The organism is Nostoc sp. KVJ20, assembly GCF_001712795.1.
Classification (GTDB): domain Bacteria; phylum Cyanobacteriota; class Cyanobacteriia; order Cyanobacteriales; family Nostocaceae; genus Nostoc.
The window spans coordinates 1-19,147 of sequence record NZ_KV757780.1 but is presented as its reverse complement, the minus strand read 5'-3'; the positions used below and the strand labels follow the sequence as shown (position 1 = coordinate 19,147).

At 43.9% G+C, this 19,147-nt stretch carries 13 protein-coding genes and 1 tRNA gene; 5 read left to right on the top strand and 9 right to left on the bottom strand.

Annotation, left to right across the window (positions count from 1 at the left end):
- The coding region (cobN, locus tag A4S05_RS42415; protein WP_256091388.1) for a cobaltochelatase subunit CobN at positions 1-3,498 on the top strand (3,498 nt) is incomplete at its 5' end.
- Positions 3,499-3,507: 9 nt separating this feature from the next.
- The gene (locus tag A4S05_RS36425; protein WP_069074622.1) at positions 3,508-4,638 is read left to right on the top strand and encodes a peptidoglycan-binding domain-containing protein; all 1,131 of its coding nucleotides are present in this window, start codon (positions 3,508-3,510) and stop codon (positions 4,636-4,638) included.
- 130 nt (positions 4,639-4,768) lie between these two features.
- Here the strand turns inward: A4S05_RS36425 and A4S05_RS36420 are convergent, their stop codons facing one another.
- From A4S05_RS36420 to lipA, 4 genes are all read right to left on the bottom strand, one after another.
- Positions 4,769-5,224, bottom strand: coding sequence for a Fur family transcriptional regulator (locus A4S05_RS36420; RefSeq protein ID WP_012407750.1), 456 nt, complete (start codon positions 5,222-5,224; stop codon positions 4,769-4,771).
- A 517-nt stretch (positions 5,225-5,741) separates the two neighbouring features.
- Positions 5,742-6,992, bottom strand: coding sequence for an RNA polymerase sigma factor SigC (gene sigC / locus A4S05_RS36415; RefSeq protein ID WP_069074621.1), 1,251 nt, complete (start codon positions 6,990-6,992; stop codon positions 5,742-5,744).
- 584 nt (positions 6,993-7,576) lie between these two features.
- A complete protein-coding gene (locus A4S05_RS36410; RefSeq protein ID WP_069074620.1) occupies positions 7,577-8,506 on the bottom strand; it encodes an NAD(P)H-dependent glycerol-3-phosphate dehydrogenase in 930 nt (309 codons plus the stop codon).
- A gap of 51 nt (positions 8,507-8,557) precedes the next feature.
- On the bottom strand, positions 8,558-9,436 hold the full coding sequence (gene lipA / locus A4S05_RS36405; RefSeq protein ID WP_069074619.1) for a lipoyl synthase: 879 nt from the start codon (positions 9,434-9,436) through the stop codon (positions 8,558-8,560).
- Positions 9,437-9,742: 306 nt separating this feature from the next.
- On the opposite strand from lipA, the gene A4S05_RS36400 reads away from it, so the two are divergent.
- Positions 9,743-9,816: transfer RNA gene (locus tag A4S05_RS36400), tRNA-Pro, on the top strand.
- Positions 9,817-10,100: 284 nt separating this feature from the next.
- Here the strand turns inward: A4S05_RS36400 and A4S05_RS42410 are convergent.
- The gene (locus tag A4S05_RS42410) at positions 10,101-10,262 is read right to left on the bottom strand and encodes a hypothetical protein (RefSeq protein ID WP_176727215.1); all 162 of its coding nucleotides are present in this window, start codon (positions 10,260-10,262) and stop codon (positions 10,101-10,103) included.
- Between the two features lie 916 nt (positions 10,263-11,178).
- On the opposite strand from A4S05_RS42410, the gene A4S05_RS36385 reads away from it, so the two are divergent.
- Both A4S05_RS36385 and A4S05_RS36380 read left to right on the top strand, forming a co-directional pair.
- On the top strand, positions 11,179-12,648 hold the full coding sequence (locus A4S05_RS36385) for an efflux RND transporter periplasmic adaptor subunit (protein ID WP_069074617.1): 1,470 nt from the start codon (positions 11,179-11,181) through the stop codon (positions 12,646-12,648).
- An 18-nt stretch (positions 12,649-12,666) separates the two neighbouring features.
- A complete protein-coding gene (locus tag A4S05_RS36380; protein WP_069074616.1) occupies positions 12,667-13,884 on the top strand; it encodes an ABC transporter permease in 1,218 nt (405 codons plus the stop codon).
- 209 nt (positions 13,885-14,093) lie between these two features.
- Here A4S05_RS36380 and A4S05_RS36375 read toward each other — a convergent pair whose 3' ends face one another.
- The 4 genes from A4S05_RS36375 to A4S05_RS36360 all read right to left on the bottom strand — a co-directional run bounded on the left by A4S05_RS36375 (position 14,094) and on the right by A4S05_RS36360 (position 18,893).
- The gene (locus A4S05_RS36375) at positions 14,094-15,227 is read right to left on the bottom strand and encodes a glycosyltransferase family 4 protein (RefSeq protein ID WP_069074615.1); all 1,134 of its coding nucleotides are present in this window, start codon (positions 15,225-15,227) and stop codon (positions 14,094-14,096) included.
- A gap of 70 nt (positions 15,228-15,297) precedes the next feature.
- Positions 15,298-16,740, bottom strand: coding sequence for a glucose-6-phosphate isomerase (locus A4S05_RS36370; RefSeq protein WP_069074614.1), 1,443 nt, complete (start codon positions 16,738-16,740; stop codon positions 15,298-15,300).
- Between the two features lie 103 nt (positions 16,741-16,843).
- On the bottom strand, positions 16,844-17,773 hold the full coding sequence (locus A4S05_RS36365) for a glycosyltransferase family 2 protein (protein WP_069074613.1): 930 nt from the start codon (positions 17,771-17,773) through the stop codon (positions 16,844-16,846).
- Positions 17,691-18,893: a glycosyltransferase family 4 protein gene (locus tag A4S05_RS36360; RefSeq protein WP_069074612.1), complete on the bottom strand. Its 1,203-nt coding sequence runs from the start codon at positions 18,891-18,893 to the stop codon at positions 17,691-17,693. Before A4S05_RS36360 ends, A4S05_RS36365 begins: the two co-directional genes overlap by 83 nt.
- Between the last annotated feature and the right edge of the window lie 254 nt (positions 18,894-19,147).

The following is a 19,147-nucleotide window of genomic DNA, read 5'->3' as shown; positions in this document are numbered from 1 at the left end:
CTCCGTTCATCCACCTTTGAACCGGATGAATCCACCTCAGAACTCCGTTCATCCACCTCAGAAGCTCAGGGGTTCCAATACCCCATGCCCCATGCCCCATGCCCCATGCCCAAAATCGGCATCCTCTTCTACCGCGCTCATTATTTAGCGGGGAATACTAAAGTAATTGATGCTTTATGCGAAGCTTTGGTACAGAAAAATTTACAACCAGTGCCAGTGTTTGTTTCTTCATTGCGTGAACCAGATGTGCAAGTTGAGTTGAGTGAATTTTTTCAACCCAAAGAAGCCGAATCAATCGCTGTACTACTAAATACCACCAGTTTTTCTCTAGCACGATTGGAAAGCGAAACGCCCCAAACTGAACTATGGGAAAAATTAGATGTGCCTGTGTTGCAGGTAATCCTCAGTGGCGGATCAATTGAGCAGTGGGAGTCACAATTTCAAGGGCTTTCTCCCCGTGATATTGGGATGAATGTGGCGCTACCAGAAGTAGATGGGCGGATTATTACTCGTGCTGTGTCTTTTAAAGCATTGCAAACTCGCAATCCTCATTTAGAGACAGATGTGGTAATTTATGAACCAGTGAGCGATCGCATCGAGTTCGTTGCTAAATTAGCAGCAAATTGGGCGCGTCTGGGTTCCAAACCACCCCAAGAACGGCGAATTGCCCTAATTCTGGCAAACTACCCCAACCGCAATGGCCGCCTCGCCAATGGTGTGGGACTCGATACCCCAGCTAGTTGTGTAGAAATCCTGCAAGCTTTACATCAAGCTGGGTATGAAGTAGAAAATCCACCTGCTGAAGGAGACGAGTTGATTCAACGGCTGACAGATGGTGTAACCAACGATCCAGAAGGTAGAGAATCGCTTCCGGTAAACCAAAGTGTTTCTTGGGAAGAATATCAAGAATATTTCGCTTCATTACCGCCAGCAGTTCAGCAAGGTATTAGTGAAAGGTGGGGAATGGGGAATGGGGCATGGGGCATGGGGCATGGGAATAACAAATCCCCAATGCCCAATGCCCAATGCCCAATCCCCATTTCTGGAATTCAACTCGGCAACGTCTTCGTGGGAATTCAGCCAGCAAGAGGTTATGATAATGACCCCAGTTTGAATTATCATGCACCGGATTTAGAACCAACCCATGCTTATTTAGCTTTCTACTATTGGGTTAGAGAAACTTTTGGTGCTGATGCTGTAGTTCATGTGGGAAAACACGGAAATCTAGAATGGCTACCGGGTAAAAGTGTGGCTTTATCGAGTAATTGTTATCCAGAAGTAGCTTTTGGCGCACTTCCCCACCTGTACCCGTTTATTGTCAACGATCCTGGTGAAGGTTCCCAAGCCAAACGTCGTGCTCAAGCGGTGATTATAGATCACCTCACGCCACCGATGACTCGCGCGGAACTCTACGGTTCTTTGCAACAGTTAGAAAATTTAATTGATGAGTATTACGAAGCAGACAGTTTAGATCCTTCGCGTTTGCCAGTGATTCGCGATCGCATCCGCGAACTGGTAATCAAAGAAAATCTCCATTTAGATTTAGGAATCCAAAATGAAACAGAAATTTTTAATTCTGAATCTCTGGTTTTGAATTCCATCGGTGGCTATCTGTGTGAATTAAAAGAAGCCCAAATCCGCGACGGATTACACATTTTTGGGCAATGTCCCCAAGGAAGACAACTGCGAGACTTAATAGTAGCGATCGCTCGCATCCCCAATCGCCATTCTCCAGGTATTACCCGTGCGATCGCTCAAGATTGGGGACTAGATTTCGACCCTCTCACAGCCGATTTGTCAATGACTAGTGGTGAATACTCAATAGTCAATGGCACACAATGCCGTACCCTCGGTGATATCGTCGAAGTCCTAGAAGAACACGCCGCCCTTCTAGTAGAACAACTCATCATTGAGAACTCAGAACTCAGAACTCAGAATTCAGAATTCAGGAATCAGGACTCTTGTAGAGACGCGATTCATCGCGTCTGTACTGGAGGTGGAGACGCAATGAATCGCGTCTCCACCTGGATACGCGATCGCCTCCTCCCAGCCTTACAAAAAACCCCCGAAGAAATCACCCACTTATTACACGGACTAGATGGCGGATATGTCCCCAGCGCTCCATCTGGCGCACCCACACGCGGCCGCCCCGAAGTTTTACCAACCGGGAGAAACTTTTATTCTGTCGATATTCGCGCCATTCCCACAGAAACAGCTTGGGATATCGGCAGAAAAGCCGCTGAAACCCTCGTAGAATATTACACTCAAGAACATGGCGAGTATCCCAAAACACTAGGCTTATCATTGTGGGGAACTGCCACCATGAGAACTGGCGGTGATGATATAGCCGAAGCCTTGGCTTTACTCGGAGTCCAACCTGTATGGGATGGTGCGGCGCGGCGAGTAGTAGATTTTGAAATTTTGCCCTTAGCGATTTTGGGACGGCCTCGTGTAGATGTCACCTTGCGAATTTCAGGATTCTTCCGCGATGCTTTTCCCAACTTAATTGACTTATTCGATCAAGCAGTATCAGCAGTAGCAGACTTAGATGAACCGCCAGAACAAAATCCTCTAGCAGATGCAGTTTGTCAAGAAACTGATTTGTGGACAAGCCAAGGATTAACTTTAGAAGAAGCCGTGGTGCGATCGCGTTATCGGATCTTTGGTTCTCGCCCAGGTGCTTACGGGGCCGGACTTCAAGGTTTAATCGAATCGCAAAATTGGACAGATGACGAAGATTTAGCCCGCGCCTACATCAACTGGAGTTCTTACGCCTACTCTTCGGGAAACTTGGCAGGGGAGCAGGGGAGCAGGGGAGCAGGGGAGCAGGGGAGCAGAGGGGGAGAAATTCTTCCTAACTCCCAATCCCCAATCCCTACTCCTAACTCCTCACTTCTAACTCCTAACTCCCCACTCCCCTCTCCCGAAGCCTTCAAGCAACGCTTGGCGCAAATGCAAGTTGTGCTGCACAATCAAGATAACCGTGAACACGACCTACTCGATTCTGATGATTATTACCAATTTCAGGGTGGCTTAACCGCAGCGGTGCGTTCTCTACAGGGAAAAAACCCCCAAACTTATTTTGGTGATAATTCCATACCCGCCCAACCACGAATTCGCCAACTGAAAGAAGAAATTGCACGAGTGTATCGCTCTCGTGTAGTTAATCCCAAGTGGATTGCAGGAGTTATGCGCCACGGATACAAAGGTGCTTTTGAAATGGCGGCGACGGTAGATTTTTTATTCGCCTATGATGCAACAGCCAAATGTGTCGAAGATTATATGTATCAAGGCATAGTAGAGGCTTACTTGCTCGACCCAGTTGTGTCAGAATTTATTCAGCAAAAGAACCCTTACGCTCTGCGTGATATTGCTGAAAAATTATTAGAAGCACACAAGCGCAATTTGTGGGAGGATGTAAATATAGGAACATTAGAAGCTTTGAGGAACCTAGTACATCAAGCTGAAGCAGTTATCGAAGAAAAATCAATGGTGTAGGAAACAAATATGGAAAATCTTGCGTATTTGCACCTAGCTTTCGCCTACGAAGACAGCACACCCAGTGAATTGGTATCCCTCAGTTCTTTGTTTAACAAAGCAGCTGCGCCAGACTGGAAACGGCTTTCTGGTAGGGCTTGGAAGTATATGTTGCCCCTTGCTCTGTCCTTGTCCATTCTTGGCGCTGTGAGCAGTGTCATAGCTTTGGAAAAAGGCGATCAAGGTCCTTCTGTCAGAAATCTACAACAAAAGTTGAAAACAGCAGGTTTTTACCAAGCTTCTGTTACCCAAGTATATGACGTATCCACACAAGAAGCTGTGCGGCGATTCCAAAAGGCTGCTGGTTTACCAGTGGACGGCATTGTTGGAGCAAGCACCCTGCGAAAATTAGAAAGTTGGCAAGCTAAAAAGCCCAGTACTACGACTACACAAGCGAAAAAAGCTACTGTTGTAAGTACACAAGCCAAAAAGCCTAGCACTACTAGTTCAGCAACTAGCCAGCGCCGTAATTCCAACTACCTTTCTAAAGGGGATGAAGGTGAAAATGTCAGGGTTTTACAAGAACGCTTAAGAGTCGCGGGCTTTTATTACGGGAACGCCACAGGAATATTTGGCCCAATTACTGAAGAAGCTGTCAAGCGGTTCCAAGATGCTTATAAATTGAGCGTTGACGGTGTTGTTGGCCCAGCAACATTAGGTAAATTGCCCGGAGTTGGCATTGGTAGTGGAGAAGAGGCTCCCAAAAAGGTAGTCAATCGAGATAAACTTCGTGTAGGCGATCGCGGTGAGCCAGTTAGAATTGTTCAAGAACAATTGATCCAGGCAGGATATTTAGAGGGAGAGCCAAATGGCTACTATGGCCCCTATACTGCCGATGCTGTAAGGAGATTCCAAGCTGCTAATTACTTGGCAGCAAGTGGCGTTGCTGGCCCAACAACACGAGCTAAGTTATATAGCTCAGTTAATACTGCTAGCAAAAGCGAATTTAATACCCTAGAAATCCAAACGCGTCTACGGGAGCGGGGTTTTTATAAAGGTAAGCTGAACGGTGTGATGGCAGATGACACCAAAAAAGCGATTAAACAAGCCCAGGAGTTTTACGGCATCAGTCTCAAGGATCTTAAGAGCGGACGCTTTTAACATCCGCTTTGGTGTTGTTAGTATTACTTACCAACTGGTTGCCTACCTCCAGTAACAGCAAATTAAAAACTGCTCAAAATTCCATTTATTTGGTTAATTTGAGTAGTTTCGTTTTTTATACACCCAAGTGCTAAAGCGGCATCAGCGCCCGTTGGCACTTGGGACACACTGCATGGATGGTCATTTGACAGTCAAGTAGGTGAAAACCTTCTTTTTGAGCAGTTTTCGACCCAATTTTTAAAATTGAGTCATTTTTAAACTCAATAGTTGAGTTGCATCTAACACAAATTAAGTGATGGTGATGATGGGGATAGGGCTGGTTGATTTCATAATGCTTATGTCCCTCGCCCAGTTCGAGTTCCCGCAAAATTCCCATTCTTGCCATCAACTTCAAAGTCCGATAGATAGTTGACAGACTGATCCCTTCACCATCAGTTTCTAGCCGATGATAAAGATCCTCCGCACTCAGATGTTCACCTTGCGGAAGTTCTTGAAAAATGTGTAAAATTGTTTCGCGCTGGGGAGTTAATCGCCAGCCTCGTTCGTTCAGTTCCGCCTTGAGTGAAGTAGTTGTGTAGACAGTCATACTAATATTTCTCAACAAAGCTCGTTAATTGAGAATATAACAAATCTTGGGAGCAATTTGCAACAATCATTGCCTATTGAGAATTTATATTAAATATTTAAAAACAATTCATCAAATCTTGATCAAAATTCAACTAATAGGCTGTAATGCATTTAATTTACATACAGTTAATAGTTAGGATACTTGTAACGATTGCATCCCTTGACTTTGAATTTTGAATTAGTGAATTTTAAATTGCTGATTTGATCCCCACCTTCAAAATATCTGAGCAAAGGTCTGGGGGTAAGTTTCTGCAATTAAATGCAAATTATTTGCTACAAGTCTCTAAGAGGCTTTTAAGCTGGAGATCAAATCGCTCTTTTATCCATAGTCATTTGTCAAGTGCAGTTTTCTAATGACAAATGACCCTGCGGGTGACGCTCCTACGTCGCTAACGCTACGCTAACGCCAGTTGCTCATGGGGGAAACCCCCAAGACCGCACTGGCTCACTAATGACAAATGACTCTTGATCATTGACTAACTGAGAGACTCCAAATAGTCGCGGATCAGGTTGCGGCGCTTGGGTTGGCGTAGCTTTTGCAAAGCCTTGGATTCAATTTGTCGGACTCGTTCGCGGGATAAGTCGAGAGCGCGGCCAATTTCTGCTAAAGAGTAAGGATGACCATCTGCCAAACCAAACCGCATCAAGATGACATCGCGCTCCCGGCTAGTCAAATCTGACAGAAGATGATGCAAATCTCTTTGTAAAGATTCTCGCATTAACATCTCTTCTGGGGTTACACTGTCAGTTTCGAGTAATTCACCTAACTCAGTGTCTTTATCTTTCCCTACCTTGGTTTCCAAAGAAACGGAGCGAGGAACCCGCAACAAAACTTCTCGGACTTGGGTCGGTGTCATTTCTAACTCAGTTGCTAAATCCTCTAGAGTCGGAGTCCGACCTTTTTCTTGAGCAATTTTGCGTTGAGCCTTTTTGATTTTGTTTAACTTTTCGGTAATGTGAACCGGTAGGCGGATCGTGCGACTAGAAGTAGCGATCGCCCGTGTAATTCCCTGACGAATCCACCAGTAAGCATAAGTACTGAAGCGATAACCTTTAGTTGGGTCAAATTTTTCTACAGCCCGCTCCAAACCAAGTGTGCCTTCTTGGACTAAATCCAACAATTCCAAACCGCGATTTTGATACTTCTTGGCAACAGACACAACTAGGCGAAGATTAGCCTTAATCATGTGTTCTTTTGCTTGGAGTCCTTGGGACTGAATTTGCTCCAACTCTTCTACTGTCAACTTGGCGATTTCAGCCCAGCGACGTTTGCCATCTGCCAAAGTTGGTCTGAGATCGGCTAAAACTATTTCAGCAGTAGCAGCCCACCTTTCTAAAGACGGGCGATGTCCGAGTTCAGAGGTCAGACGTTCTTGAACTTCAATTAACCGGAGATAGGGCGTAATCACTTCATCTCCTTGCTTGGCGGCATTAGCAAGCACTATCCGCATCCGCAAGTAGCGTTGGACTTTTTGAGCTTCTGAAACTTCTTCATCCCGCCCTAACAAGCGAACCCGACCAATTTCTTGAAGATACAGACGTACTAGGTCTGTACTCCGGCGGTTAGTGTTAGCAGCAAAGTTAGCGTTGTCAACAGAAGCCATCTCTAGCTCCTGTAAATCATCTACCGATAACTCACTGTCATCAACCGTGAGATCCGAGTCCAAAGCCTGGCGGGACTTTTTGGTGTTGTAGGGGGCATCTGCATAAAAAGATGTTGCTGGCATAAAGATCGTCTCAATGGCTCCAGGTAACAATAGATTACGGTCAGCTTAGATTACGGTCAGCTATTCAACTGTTGCTATTGTTCCCGTGATTTACGATGAACTAACATGGTTGAAGGTTCCATTACAATTTTTTTTTAGAAATTAACTGTAATGGTTTTATTGGATACAGTATTACTGAACTTAATCGGCTGTTAAACTTTTGATTGAATCAATAGCTATTTAAATCCATAGCTAGGCTTTCAATATTTCAACTACTTAGTTACTATTTTAACCACTAAGGGTTAAAATAGTAACTTTTGTAACACAGTATAAACATCCTTCAGTGAATGTCATCTTTATAATTGGCATAGTCACATTTACATGGTGACTAAAGTAATATCCTGACGATTTACTAATTTTTTCTAAGGATTATTCAGGTATAAGTAGAACTAATAGATATCAGAGAAGTTATTAGTATTAACGGTAAAAATCCTCTTGACACGGAGATAAAAGATGTAAGTAAACTGTCAAACACCCTCTCCGTGTACTTGCGTCGTCTTGTATGTCAGTCTTAAAGTGCTAATTTCAACTTGACAGACTATTAACTAGTAGTTGTACTCTGGCTTGATATCTCGCAACATCAGTTCATCAAGTGCTTGTCCGGGTGTGATTTCGCCTTGAAGTAACCGATAAACTTGCTCGGTAATTGGGACTGTGATGTTTTGTTGCTTGGCTCGTTGCATTAAAACTCGGCAAGTGTTTACTCCTTCAGCAGTTCCTTGTAAATTTGCGAGAGTTTCTGTAAGTGACTTACCACCAGCTAACTGATAGCCGACTTGGTAATTGCGACTTAAAGGACTATTGCACGTTGCTAACAGATCCCCTAGACCTGATAAACCATAAAAAGTTTCTGTCTTTGCACCCCAATTGTTGCCGATGCGAACCATTTCTGTAAGTCCACGGGTGACTAAAGCAGCTTTGGCATTTGTTCCCAGTTGTAAACCATCGCACACACCAGCTGCGATCGCAATCACATTTTTCAGTGTTCCCCCTAATTCCACCCCCAAAGGGTCGGGATTGGTATATACCCGGAAACGATGAGAAGAAAATACTAATTGCACTACTTCCGCAGCCGTGGGAATATTACTGGCTACCACTGTGGCTGCTGGTAGCTCCATTTGAATTTCTTTCGATAAATTAGGCCCAGACAAAACAACTACTGCATGGTTAGGGAATATTGTTTGCCAAATTTGTGACGGCGTGCAGGTAGTTTCGGGGTCTAAGCCTTTCGTCGCCGTCACAAAAATTGCCTCTGGAGAAAGGGGGAAAGACTGGACTTGTGAAGCAACATCCCTCACACCAATCATCGAGATAGCGGACAGGATTATTTGGACATCTTTTAAAACTGCTTCCAGAGTTTGGGAACCTTGACGCGACCACACGCGCACCTGATGACCATTTGTGGCGGCGAGATTTGCCAGAGATGCACCCCAAGCACCCGCACCAAGAATTGCTACAGTTTTTGGATTAGTCATTAAATCAAAAGTCTCCCTATCCTCTTAGCTCACCAATCTAAAATCTAAAATCTAAAATTGGCTGCGGGGGTAACGTTCCATTAATTTCCTGACTTCTTCTGCATGATATGAGCTTCTTGTCAATGGTGAAGAAACAACTTGTAAAAATCCGATTTCTTCGCCGAATGCCTTCCAAGCAGCAAATTGTTCTGGGTTGACAAATTCATTTACTTGCAAGTGTTTTTGACTGGGTTGGAGATATTGCCCAATTGTCAAAATGTCGCAATCTACAGTTCGCAAGTCTTGCATGACTTGGCGGATTTCGGCATCAGTTTCACCGAGTCCAACCATGATCCCGGATTTAGTGTATGTGCTGGGAGAAAGTTTGCGAGTGCGTTGCAATAATTCTAATGTGCGATCGTAGTTTCCTTGGGGACGCACCCGGCGATATAAGCGTGGAACAGTTTCCGTATTGTGGTTTAATACTTCTGGCGCAGCTTGTAGAATCAACTCTAGAGCATTCCAATTACCGCACAAATCAGGAATTAGCACCTCAATTGTCGTGTTGGGTGAAACAGAGCGAACTGCATCAATACACGCCATGAACTGAGACGCACCACCATCAAGCAAATCATCTCGGTTTACAGAAGTGATTACTACATGATTAAGGTTCATGCGGCGAACAGCTTCCGCTAGTCGTGAAGGTTCTGTGGGGTCTAGTGGTTTAGGTTTTTTCTCAAAATCAATATCGCAGTAGGGACAAGCGCGTGTACAAGCCGGGCCCATAATCAAAAACGTGGCAGTCCCAGCGTTGAAGCATTCACCAATATTCGGACAGGACGCTTCCTCACAAACTGTATTGAGGGCTAAATCCCGCAAAATTTCTTTAACGTTACCGATGCGCTCACGCCCAGGTGCTTTCACCCGCAACCAGTCTGGTTTTACAGTCACAATCCGCTTTTACCATTAGAGTTATACAAATTCAATCGTAGCAAGCAAACCCTTGGATGAAGTGATCATATATATAGGAATCCGCTTTGATTTCTGAACTAATTTGCGTAGGCAGGCAATAGGCAATAGGCAATAGGTAGGCAATAGGCAATAGGTAGGCAATAGGCAATAAGTAGGCAATAGTCAAGAAGGCTTCTTAGTTGTACTGAGTTTTTTCAGAAATCAAATATGAGTCCTATATATAGATGTAATTCTGCTATTTGCCACAGGTTGTGATATTGTTAATTTACAATGCCATTTTTATGGCGGGATGTGGCGCAGCTTGGTAGCGCACTTCGTTCGGGACGAAGGGGCCGCTGGTTCGAATCCAGTCATCCCGATTTTTGTACTTTCGCAAATTAATGTCGTTTTTTGCAAATTAGTGTCGCGCTGGCTGTTTTTTAAAGTCGATTATAATCCATTTTGTTGGGATGTTGAAAGCCTCTAATAACTCGTATGTAAACGAATTGAGGATAAACTCAAGCTCGGTTTTTATTATGTTCTGTTGGAGTTTTTCGCTCTTTTTATGATAATTGGTCGTTTTTAAACCCTTTCTTCTTATTGGCTTTTATGTCTGGTTTACCTTCTTCGCCCAAAAGAAAAGGTTGTTTTCGTCCCGCAGTTTTTAGTTTTCTGACTGTAGCTCTTTGATTTCTACTTGTTGCTGCTCTATCAAGTTGAGTAATATTTCTACTGTCCGACGCATTGATTCATCTGCAATCTCTTTGGTGTCGATGGTTTGCAGCACTTCAAATACTAAGTTCTCAGCAGATGGTTTTTGCGTCATGTGTCATATTTTATAACGCCGGATGTACCAATCTACATTCCGATTTTTTCTTTCTACCCCGATTTACCGAGCAGATACGTTTGAAGAATATTTACTTTAACCATTCGTTTATTTCCATAATTGGGAATCAAATACAGAAAAATATGGCGGAAAACTTTCGCCACGATGTACTAGTTTTACAGTAGTAGATCAAGTTTTAGCATCTATGTTGCTTGCTCACAGCATCATAAATTCCTGGACTGCATGGCTACAGTCGTTTAGTGTTGGAAAATGAAACTTGTATGATCGTTGTTAAAGTTCCTCTTTCGCAATGTTATAAGCGAATTACAGACCGAACTAGCAACCGATACCTGGATAGCATTGCTATTGAAAACCAAGGTATTAAGCGGATTAGCAATTTCTTTATTAAACGATGCATTATGGCAGACTCGTCAAATAAATCAAAGTCAAGTTGGTGCTTGGTTATTAACCAAATTTCAGTAATAATTACAAACCGGTTTGGAATGGGGAGTGGGGAGTGGGGAGTGTGGGGAGATAGAAAAAAGTAACAAACCTCCCACACTATAATCCGGGCTGGGGGTTAGGTCTGTATTGGACTCAACCCAGAAGCGCTACAATGCCTGGTTGCACCATAGCAATCCTATTTGATTGGTGAGAATTGTAAGCCGTAGAATCTCGCGAATGGTTCAGGATTGCACTAATACATTGTGGCTAAAGTCACCCATTCAGGTGAAGACATACAGAAATACTAATGCCTAGTATGAAGGAAGATTAAGCAATTATGAAGCACACTATGCGTCTAATTGTTTCTTCACTCATAAAAATTTAATCCTAAAGCTTTAACAACTCCGTATTTTCAACTTTTCATCTAACTAAAGGCTACTCTTATATAGCAAGATTTACAGGCTTCTTTAATATGGCTACGCACATAGAAATTCCAGTTATTGGCAAAGTTAAGTATCCATTACGTTGGCTGATGGGGCTGATGGCAGGGGGTGCTTTGGTTGTGGCTACAGTTACAACCTATACCTTGGTAAATCAAGGGACAAACAAAGAAGATATTGCTCAATTAACAGTGCCAGTGGCAGCACAAAATGTGACATTGCGGATTACAGCTAGTGGCAAAGTCGTACCAGTTCAAAGCGTAAATATTAGTCCGAAGAACCCCGGTGTGCTGTCGCAATTATACGTGGAACAAGGCGATCGCATTCAACAAGGGCAAATTCTCGCCCGGATGGATAGTGCCAGCATCGAAGCCCAAAGGAGCCAGTACCGTGCCAACTTAGCCCAAAGTCAAGCACAGCTAGCCCAAGCTGTTGCTGGTAGTCGTCCTCAAGAAATCGCTCAAGCTAGGGCGCGATTAGCACAAGCTCAAGCTCAACTAGCTGCGGCTAAGGCTGGTAATCGTCCTCAAGAGATTGCTCAATCTCAATCACAAGTGGATGCGGCTCAAGCAAGGGTGAATTACACCAGTGAACAGGTAAAGCGTTATCAATACTTATATAAAGAGGGAGCAGAGAGAAAACAATTACTCGATCAAGCCATCAGTGACGACAAAAGTGCTAGAGCTAGTTTAGAAGAAGCTAAAAAACGATTGTCGTTAGTCCAAAGTGGCACTCGGACTGAGGAAATCGACCAACGCCAAGCCGCTGTGAATGAAGCACGAGCAGCATTGGTACTCTTAGAAGATGGCACTCGTTCTGAAGAAATTGTCCAGCGTCAAGCAGCAGTTGCATCTGCTGAGGCTCAATTGAAGGGTGTGCAAGTGCAGTTAGATGAGACTATTATTCGCGCTCCTCTTTCGGGAATTGTTACTCAAAAGTATGCTGATCCAGGGGCGTTTGTTACACCCACAACTTCTGCTTCTGCTAGTGCGTCGGCAACTTCCAGTTCAATTGTGGCTGTAGCAAGGGGTTTAGAAGTATTAGCTCAAGTTCCCGAAGCCGATATTGGCAGAATTAAGCAGGGACAGCAAGTGGAAATTGTCGCCGACGCTTATCCCGATCAAGTTTTTAAAGGTAAAGTGCGCCTGATTGCTCCCGAAGCAGTGGTGGAACAAGGTGTAACATCCTTCCAGGTGCGGGTTGCTCTCGATACTGGGACAGATGAGCTGCGTTCTGGCCTAAATGTGGATCTGACTTTCTTAGGCGATCGCGTTAATAATGCCTTAGTATTACCAACGGTGTCAATCGTCACCGAAAAGGGTCAAACTGGGGTACTCATACCAGATGCAAACAATAAACCCCAGTTCCGCGAAGTTACAATTGGGGCGCAAATCCAAAATCAAACTCAGATTTTAGGGGGAATTAAAGAAGGCGATCGCGTTTTTGTGAACCCACCTAAAGACTACAAAATTGAAAAAGCGAAAGAACAGAATAATTCGTAATTCGTAATTGTTTAAGATATGAATTTTTTAGAAAGTGTCCAAATGGCGGGGAAAACTCTGCTATCGAATAAGCTGCGTAGCGCCCTCACTATGTTGGGTATAGTTATTGGCAACGCCTCAGTGATTGCCATGATTGGGATTGGCGAAGGTGGGCAAAAGTTCGTTAATAAACAGCTGGAGTCACTAGGGCCAAATGTGCTATTTGTACTGCCAGGTAATCGAGAAACTCAGCGGATATCCTTTGAAGTGCCAAAAACTCTGGTGTTGCAAGATGCGGAAGCGATCGCTTCTCAAGTACCAACAGTAGTAGGAGTTGCGCCAGAGTTAAACAGAAGACAGGTAGTTACATACCGCAATAAAAACACCGATGTCAACATCATTGGCACAACTCCCAGCTTCCTATCAGTGCGGGATTTTGAAACTGCCAAAGGTAGGTTTTTCTCTGAGGTAGACATTAAGCGAAGTAACCAAGTTGTAGTGCTGGGTGGAGACTTGGCAGAAAAACTATTTGGCAGTAGTAACCCGATAGGACAGCAATTGCGAGTTGGAAATACCAGTTTTCAAGTGATTGGGACGCTAATAGCCAAAGGTTCCAGCGTGGGAGCAGATTATGATGATGCTGCTTTAATACCGATTACGACTTCAGCAAACCGACTTGTGGGAAAGAATTCTCCTTATGGTATTGCCTTAGATTATCTTGTTGCTGCCGCTAGTGATTCCGATAGCGTGGATGCAGCAGAATTTCAAATTACTAATTTGCTGCGTCTACGGCACAAAATTAATGGCGAAGATGACTTTACTATTCGCACCCAGAAAGATGCTTTGCAAACTGTCGGTCAAATTACAGGTGCATTGACAATTATGCTAGCTGCGATCGCAGGCATATCGTTATTTGTTGGCGGCATTGGCATCATGAATATTATGCTAGTTTCCGTCACCGAACGCACCCAAGAAATCGGATTGCGAAAAGCGATCGGGGCAACTGAGCAAGATATTTTGCTACAGTTCATCATTGAGGCAGTGATAGTTTCCGCAGCTGGCGGTTTAGTTGGGACTGCGGTTGGTATTAGTGGCATCCTATTAGTGGGAGCCTTGACACCTTTAGAAGCGAGTCTTTCTCCTGTAGCTATTACTATGGCAGTTGGTGTCTCTGGAGGTATTGGTTTATTTTTTGGCGTTGTTCCTGCACGTCGCGCCGCTAAACTCGACCCAATTGTGGCTTTGAGAAGTGCTTAGTAATGAGTGCTGAGTAATGAGTGCTGAGTGCTGAGTAAAAATAAAATAATAATACGCGATGTGCAACTTAATATTCTGACCTCTCTCCTAAAAGGAGAGAGGCTTTGATTTTTGCTCCCCTTCCCTTGTAGGGAAGGGGTTGGGGGTTAGGTTTGAGATAAAGTCGCACATGGCGTTAATAATCGCACTCAGCACTGTTTACAAAAGGATTAAAACTTTTGCGATAGAGTGGTAGGCATTGCAGAACGAATTGCACTAATAAAATTTTGGGCATAATTCTGCGTTGAAAAATCGAGGGCGCGTTGTCTGGCGGCTACTCCCGCACTCCGGGCAAATTCTTGTTCGTCAAGATAGCGGAGAATTGCGATCGCTAATTTATCCGCATCGCCATAAGGTGTTAATAGTCCATTCATCCCGTCGGTAATAATCTCAGTCGGACCACCTGCATCACCAGCAATCACAGGTTTACCCAGCGCCATCGCCTCAATAATCACAATCCCAAACGGCTCTTTATCCGATGCATGAACGAATACATCCATCGCCTGTACCCACTCTGGGATATTACGCTGTAGCCCAGCCATAATTACTTGCTCTTTCAAGCCCAAGGTGGCAATTTCTGCTTTTAAAAAGTCCTCATAATCCGGTTCTAAATCGTGCTTACCGCCAACCACGACACAATGAGCATCAGGATACTTCTGTAAAATTTTGGGCATTGCTTGCACCAATACGTGCATTCCCTTCCATCGTTGCAATCGCCCAACAATTCCAATCAACGGCCCGTGTAAAGGTAAGCCCAGTTTCCGGCGTGCTTCTTCTGGAGTTGGTAAAGCATTAGGCTCAAATCGGTCTAATGCGACACCAGGATAAACCAAAGGCGTTGGTCTGTGAGGCCAAATTTCTGCCTGTGCTTGTTTACCATCTTGCGAAAGAGTGATAATTGCCCGCGCTGGGATTAAAGTAGCGAATCGTACCAACCAAGTCTTATCACTAGGTACTTCTAGTTGATACCATATAGCAGGCAAGCCCGCCAGCATCGCCGCCAAACCTCCAGATATATGCGTGATCCACATCCAATTGACAATTATATCTGCACGTTCGCGGCGTGCGATCGCAGCTATCCGAAAAACAGCACCAATAAAACGGTGGATTTGGCGTAAACGTCCACTTTCCACAACTCGCGCATCAATACCAAGAGACTTTACTTGTTCGACCATCGGGCCGTTTTCCAAAAATATCACCAGCCACTCAACACCGACATTACGTCCCTGCTTCACCAAGTCCCAAAGCATCATTTCACCGCCACCTCGTTGTTCAGCCAGCGGCATTACAATAATTACTTTCATAATCTATATCATTCCTATTTAAGTTATAAGTTTCGTCTTTTAACAAAATCCAATGACAAATGACAAATGACTAATGACCACTTAACGAATTATTTTGATGTTGATAATATTTATGTCCCGCCATAGCCATAGCTAAAAATCCCCAAAGAATCATCCCTGCGACGCTTAACATCCCACTACCAATAACTAGCTGAGTAGCAGAACTAATACCGATGGCGCGGGCAGCACTGATAAAACTATCAAAACGACCTTCACCATATTTGCTGACACTAATAATTAAAAAAATTAATCCACCCATATAAAAGATGGCTCCAAACCAACCAAGAGTGAAAAACATATCTAAAATGCCACTGTCAATCACCACTACTTCAATTTGACCAGTTTTTTCATTGACTTTCCAAATATTTCCTAACCCATTACCTAAACCATTAGAAAGGGCTAAACCAAGATTTTTGTCATAACTTCCCGATCTATCTTGAAAGCTGCCATCATCTTCAAGACTGGACAAAGTTTCCAAACGCGTTGCTACAACCCCAGCAATTGGCTCGATAGTTGTCAATGGCACAACACAAATTGCCATCACTACGATTATGCCAATTAAGCGCATTTGAATTCGGGTTTTGACTGAACCCATAATCATAATTACTCCAAATAACCAACCTCCCCAATTAGTACGTGCTTGTGTCAATAAAAAAGACAAGTAACCAACAGCTGAAGCAGGAAAAATTAAGTTTCCTGAACTAGTAAATAACAACAGTAACCCAGCTTGCATAACAGCACCAAAGGGGCCGACTGAGTGCAATGTACTCCAGACGCGCATCCCGAAAGGTACGGGGTTTCCAGAACTGGTAAATAATTTTGATTCAATGAGCCAATATCTGTCCCACTCTGGAGCTACCACGAATTGGTATACGCCATAAGCCCCTAAAATCAACACACACCAGAGGAATGTCCGCTGAATATTCTGGCGATAGCTGGGATAATCTCGCCAATTAGTAAATAAGTGAAAAGCGAAGATGATCGGACTGAGCCAATCCAATAAACCGCGGGCTACAGGGATAGGTGGGTTATAAATCAGACCTACCAGAAAACCATAGAACACTCCAATAAAAGCCAAAACAAAGGGTAATCCCCCTTGGCGAGAGGCGCGGGGAAGGTGTCGTAAAAAAGTTGCTATGGTGACAAACACCACTAAATAGGGTGCTATGAGCATTTGACGGCTAGCATCCCAACCAACTCGATAGTCAACTAAGCGGGTAGCTAAGGGCGTAAGAAACCAGATCCACCAGGTAAAGCTGATGTAGAGAATGGGATGCCGCAAGTATAAAAACACGGCTACTACTAAAGCTGTCACTGGATAAATTAGGCGTAATGCAGCAGTAGCCCCAGCAAAATAGCAAACTACAGTCAGTAATAGAAAACCTGCGATCGCCATCCAACCCTGTAGCGATCGCTCTTGGGGAGAATAGTTTTCTTGTGAAAAACTATTGAAAAGTATCTGTCTAGAATTCATTCAATTTTAGATTTTGGATTTACCAAAGGTTTGTAGTAAGCACTTTAGTGCTTAAAAAATAAGGACTAAAGTCCTTACTACAAACTTCTTTTTTAATTACGAATTACGAATTACGAATTACAAATTCTTTATATCCTTGCCAACGTCCCCGCCAAGATGCTAGCAATTTTTTCCCCGCCAACTGCCCTTGACTAGGTAAAAATCTCAACCATTGTACGAAGCCCAAACTATCGCATGTACCCACGAATATTGCCCAGAATAAAAATACAATTCGGCGGATAAATGGCAAATGCTCTAATAAAACTAAGGTTTCATTATGGACTAAATTAATAAAGGCAATTTCATTAAAGTTATTGCGCTGATCTTCATCAAAACGTTGTGCTGGATAGTGATCTACAGCAACGTTAGGATCATAAATTATCTTCCAACCAGCTCGCTTTAATGCGAGAGTAAATGCCATTTCAAAGTGTACTTGCGCTCCAGTACCACGCATCCGCTCGTCAAACCGTAATTGTCCAATTGCCTCTTTACGAAAACTCATGTTTACGCCCTTGAGAATATCGACTTCGCGCGGTTCTCCTACTCCCAGATGATGGTTGCCAATCACTCGCCCAAACCACTGCAACTGTCCAACCACTGGACGGGATGCGTCTTCTAATTTGCTGCCGTGGTGTATCCAATCACGCCCTCCCAGACCGCCGAGGCGACTATCTGAGGTAAAGTAAGCGGCGATCCGCTCTAACCAATCTGGGTGAGGTGCGGCATCATCATCAGTAATGGAAACAATATCGCCTTCTACTACTGCCAATCCGGCGTTGAGGGCTGCTACTACTCCCGGTTGTGTCACTTTCACAGTATGCAGTGGCAAGTTGGGCGCGTTTAATTGCGCCAGGAATTGCCAAGTTTCTGCATCCGTGTCGCGGACAACCACTATCACCTGATCAACGGGTTTAATTTGCTCCTGTAGCGCCAAAAGGCAACGTGATAGGTCTTGTGGACGGCGATAAGTCGGTATCAGAACAGTGTTCCGCATTCTTGCTTAACTCCTCAAATAGATCCACATAAGTTTGTGCCATAGTAATCCAGCTATGTTGTTCTGCCACAGAACGAGCTGCTTTGCTCATTTGCTGCATCAATGGGACATCGTTCACCAAAGACATCAGCGCCACAGCTAAAGCATCAATATCATCTGAGTCGGGTAAAACGATGCCACATTCTGGTGTCACCAACTCTGCGCCTCCGGTAGCTGTGGCAGTAATTACTGGTAGTCCTGAAGAAAGTGCTTCTAACAATACGAGGCTACAAGCTTCATATCGGGAAGGAAAAACAAATAAATCTACTGACCGCATAATTTCGGGGATATCACGACGATATCCGACAAAATGCACGCGATCGCTTAACCCCAAAGAAGCCGCTAGTTGAGGGAAGGGACTACCTTCGATGTAACCCACTACCGCCAGATGTAAATCGGGAACTTTCACCAAGGCGTGCAGTATGGTATCTAGGTTCTTTCTGGGCGTGCGGATATCTCCAGCGAACAATGCTAGGGTGACGTTTTCCGGTAAACCTAATTTTTGGCGGTCGCTTTGGCCAGGGGTAAACTCTTCTAAGTCTACGCCATTGACAATTACGCGAATCCGAGAACGGGGTACACCAATATTGACTAATTCGTGACCGATTTTTTCTGATACAGCCACAACAACCTGTGCTTTTTGGAAAGCCCGTTTTTCCCAATGGGCATTAAAAGCCGTAAACAGCCATTGGTAGAAACCATATAAGTCTCGGCGGTTGCGGGAAATATGAACAGGCGATCGCAACCATGAACTGTGGACAAAATGTACAGCATTCACATCAGCCGCAGCCAAATTAATTGCTCCATTGACTTTAACTAAATCAATTTCAGAGCGATGTTGACGTAACCAATCTGCACTTTTTTGAGCAAATACGAAATTACGCACAAATTCTGTGGGATAGCCTTTGACTGGAATTTTAATCCAATTAACTTGGCTATTGTCTTCTAGTTCTGGAGCGACTTCACTAGCTAATAATGTCAGTTCATGACCACGACGAATTGCTTCATTAGCAACTTCATAGTTTACCCGCCCCTGACCATCACCTTTTTTGATTTTATGAGTAACAATACAAAGTTTCATACTCTATTTTCCTTAGTAATATCAACTCACACCAAGACGCAAAATAAGATTTTTATTTTCTCTGTCTCTGCTGATTAATCAAGGTTTTACCCCACCCTAACCCTCCCCTTATAAAGGGGAGGGAACTAAATAGATTTCTTTTTCCCCCCTTTATAAGCTACGGTGTACACACAAGTCCTAAAAACCTAGCTTGATAAGACTTTCCTCGTTCCCAGTCTCCGACTGGGAATGCATTCATTGAGTCTCTGACTCAA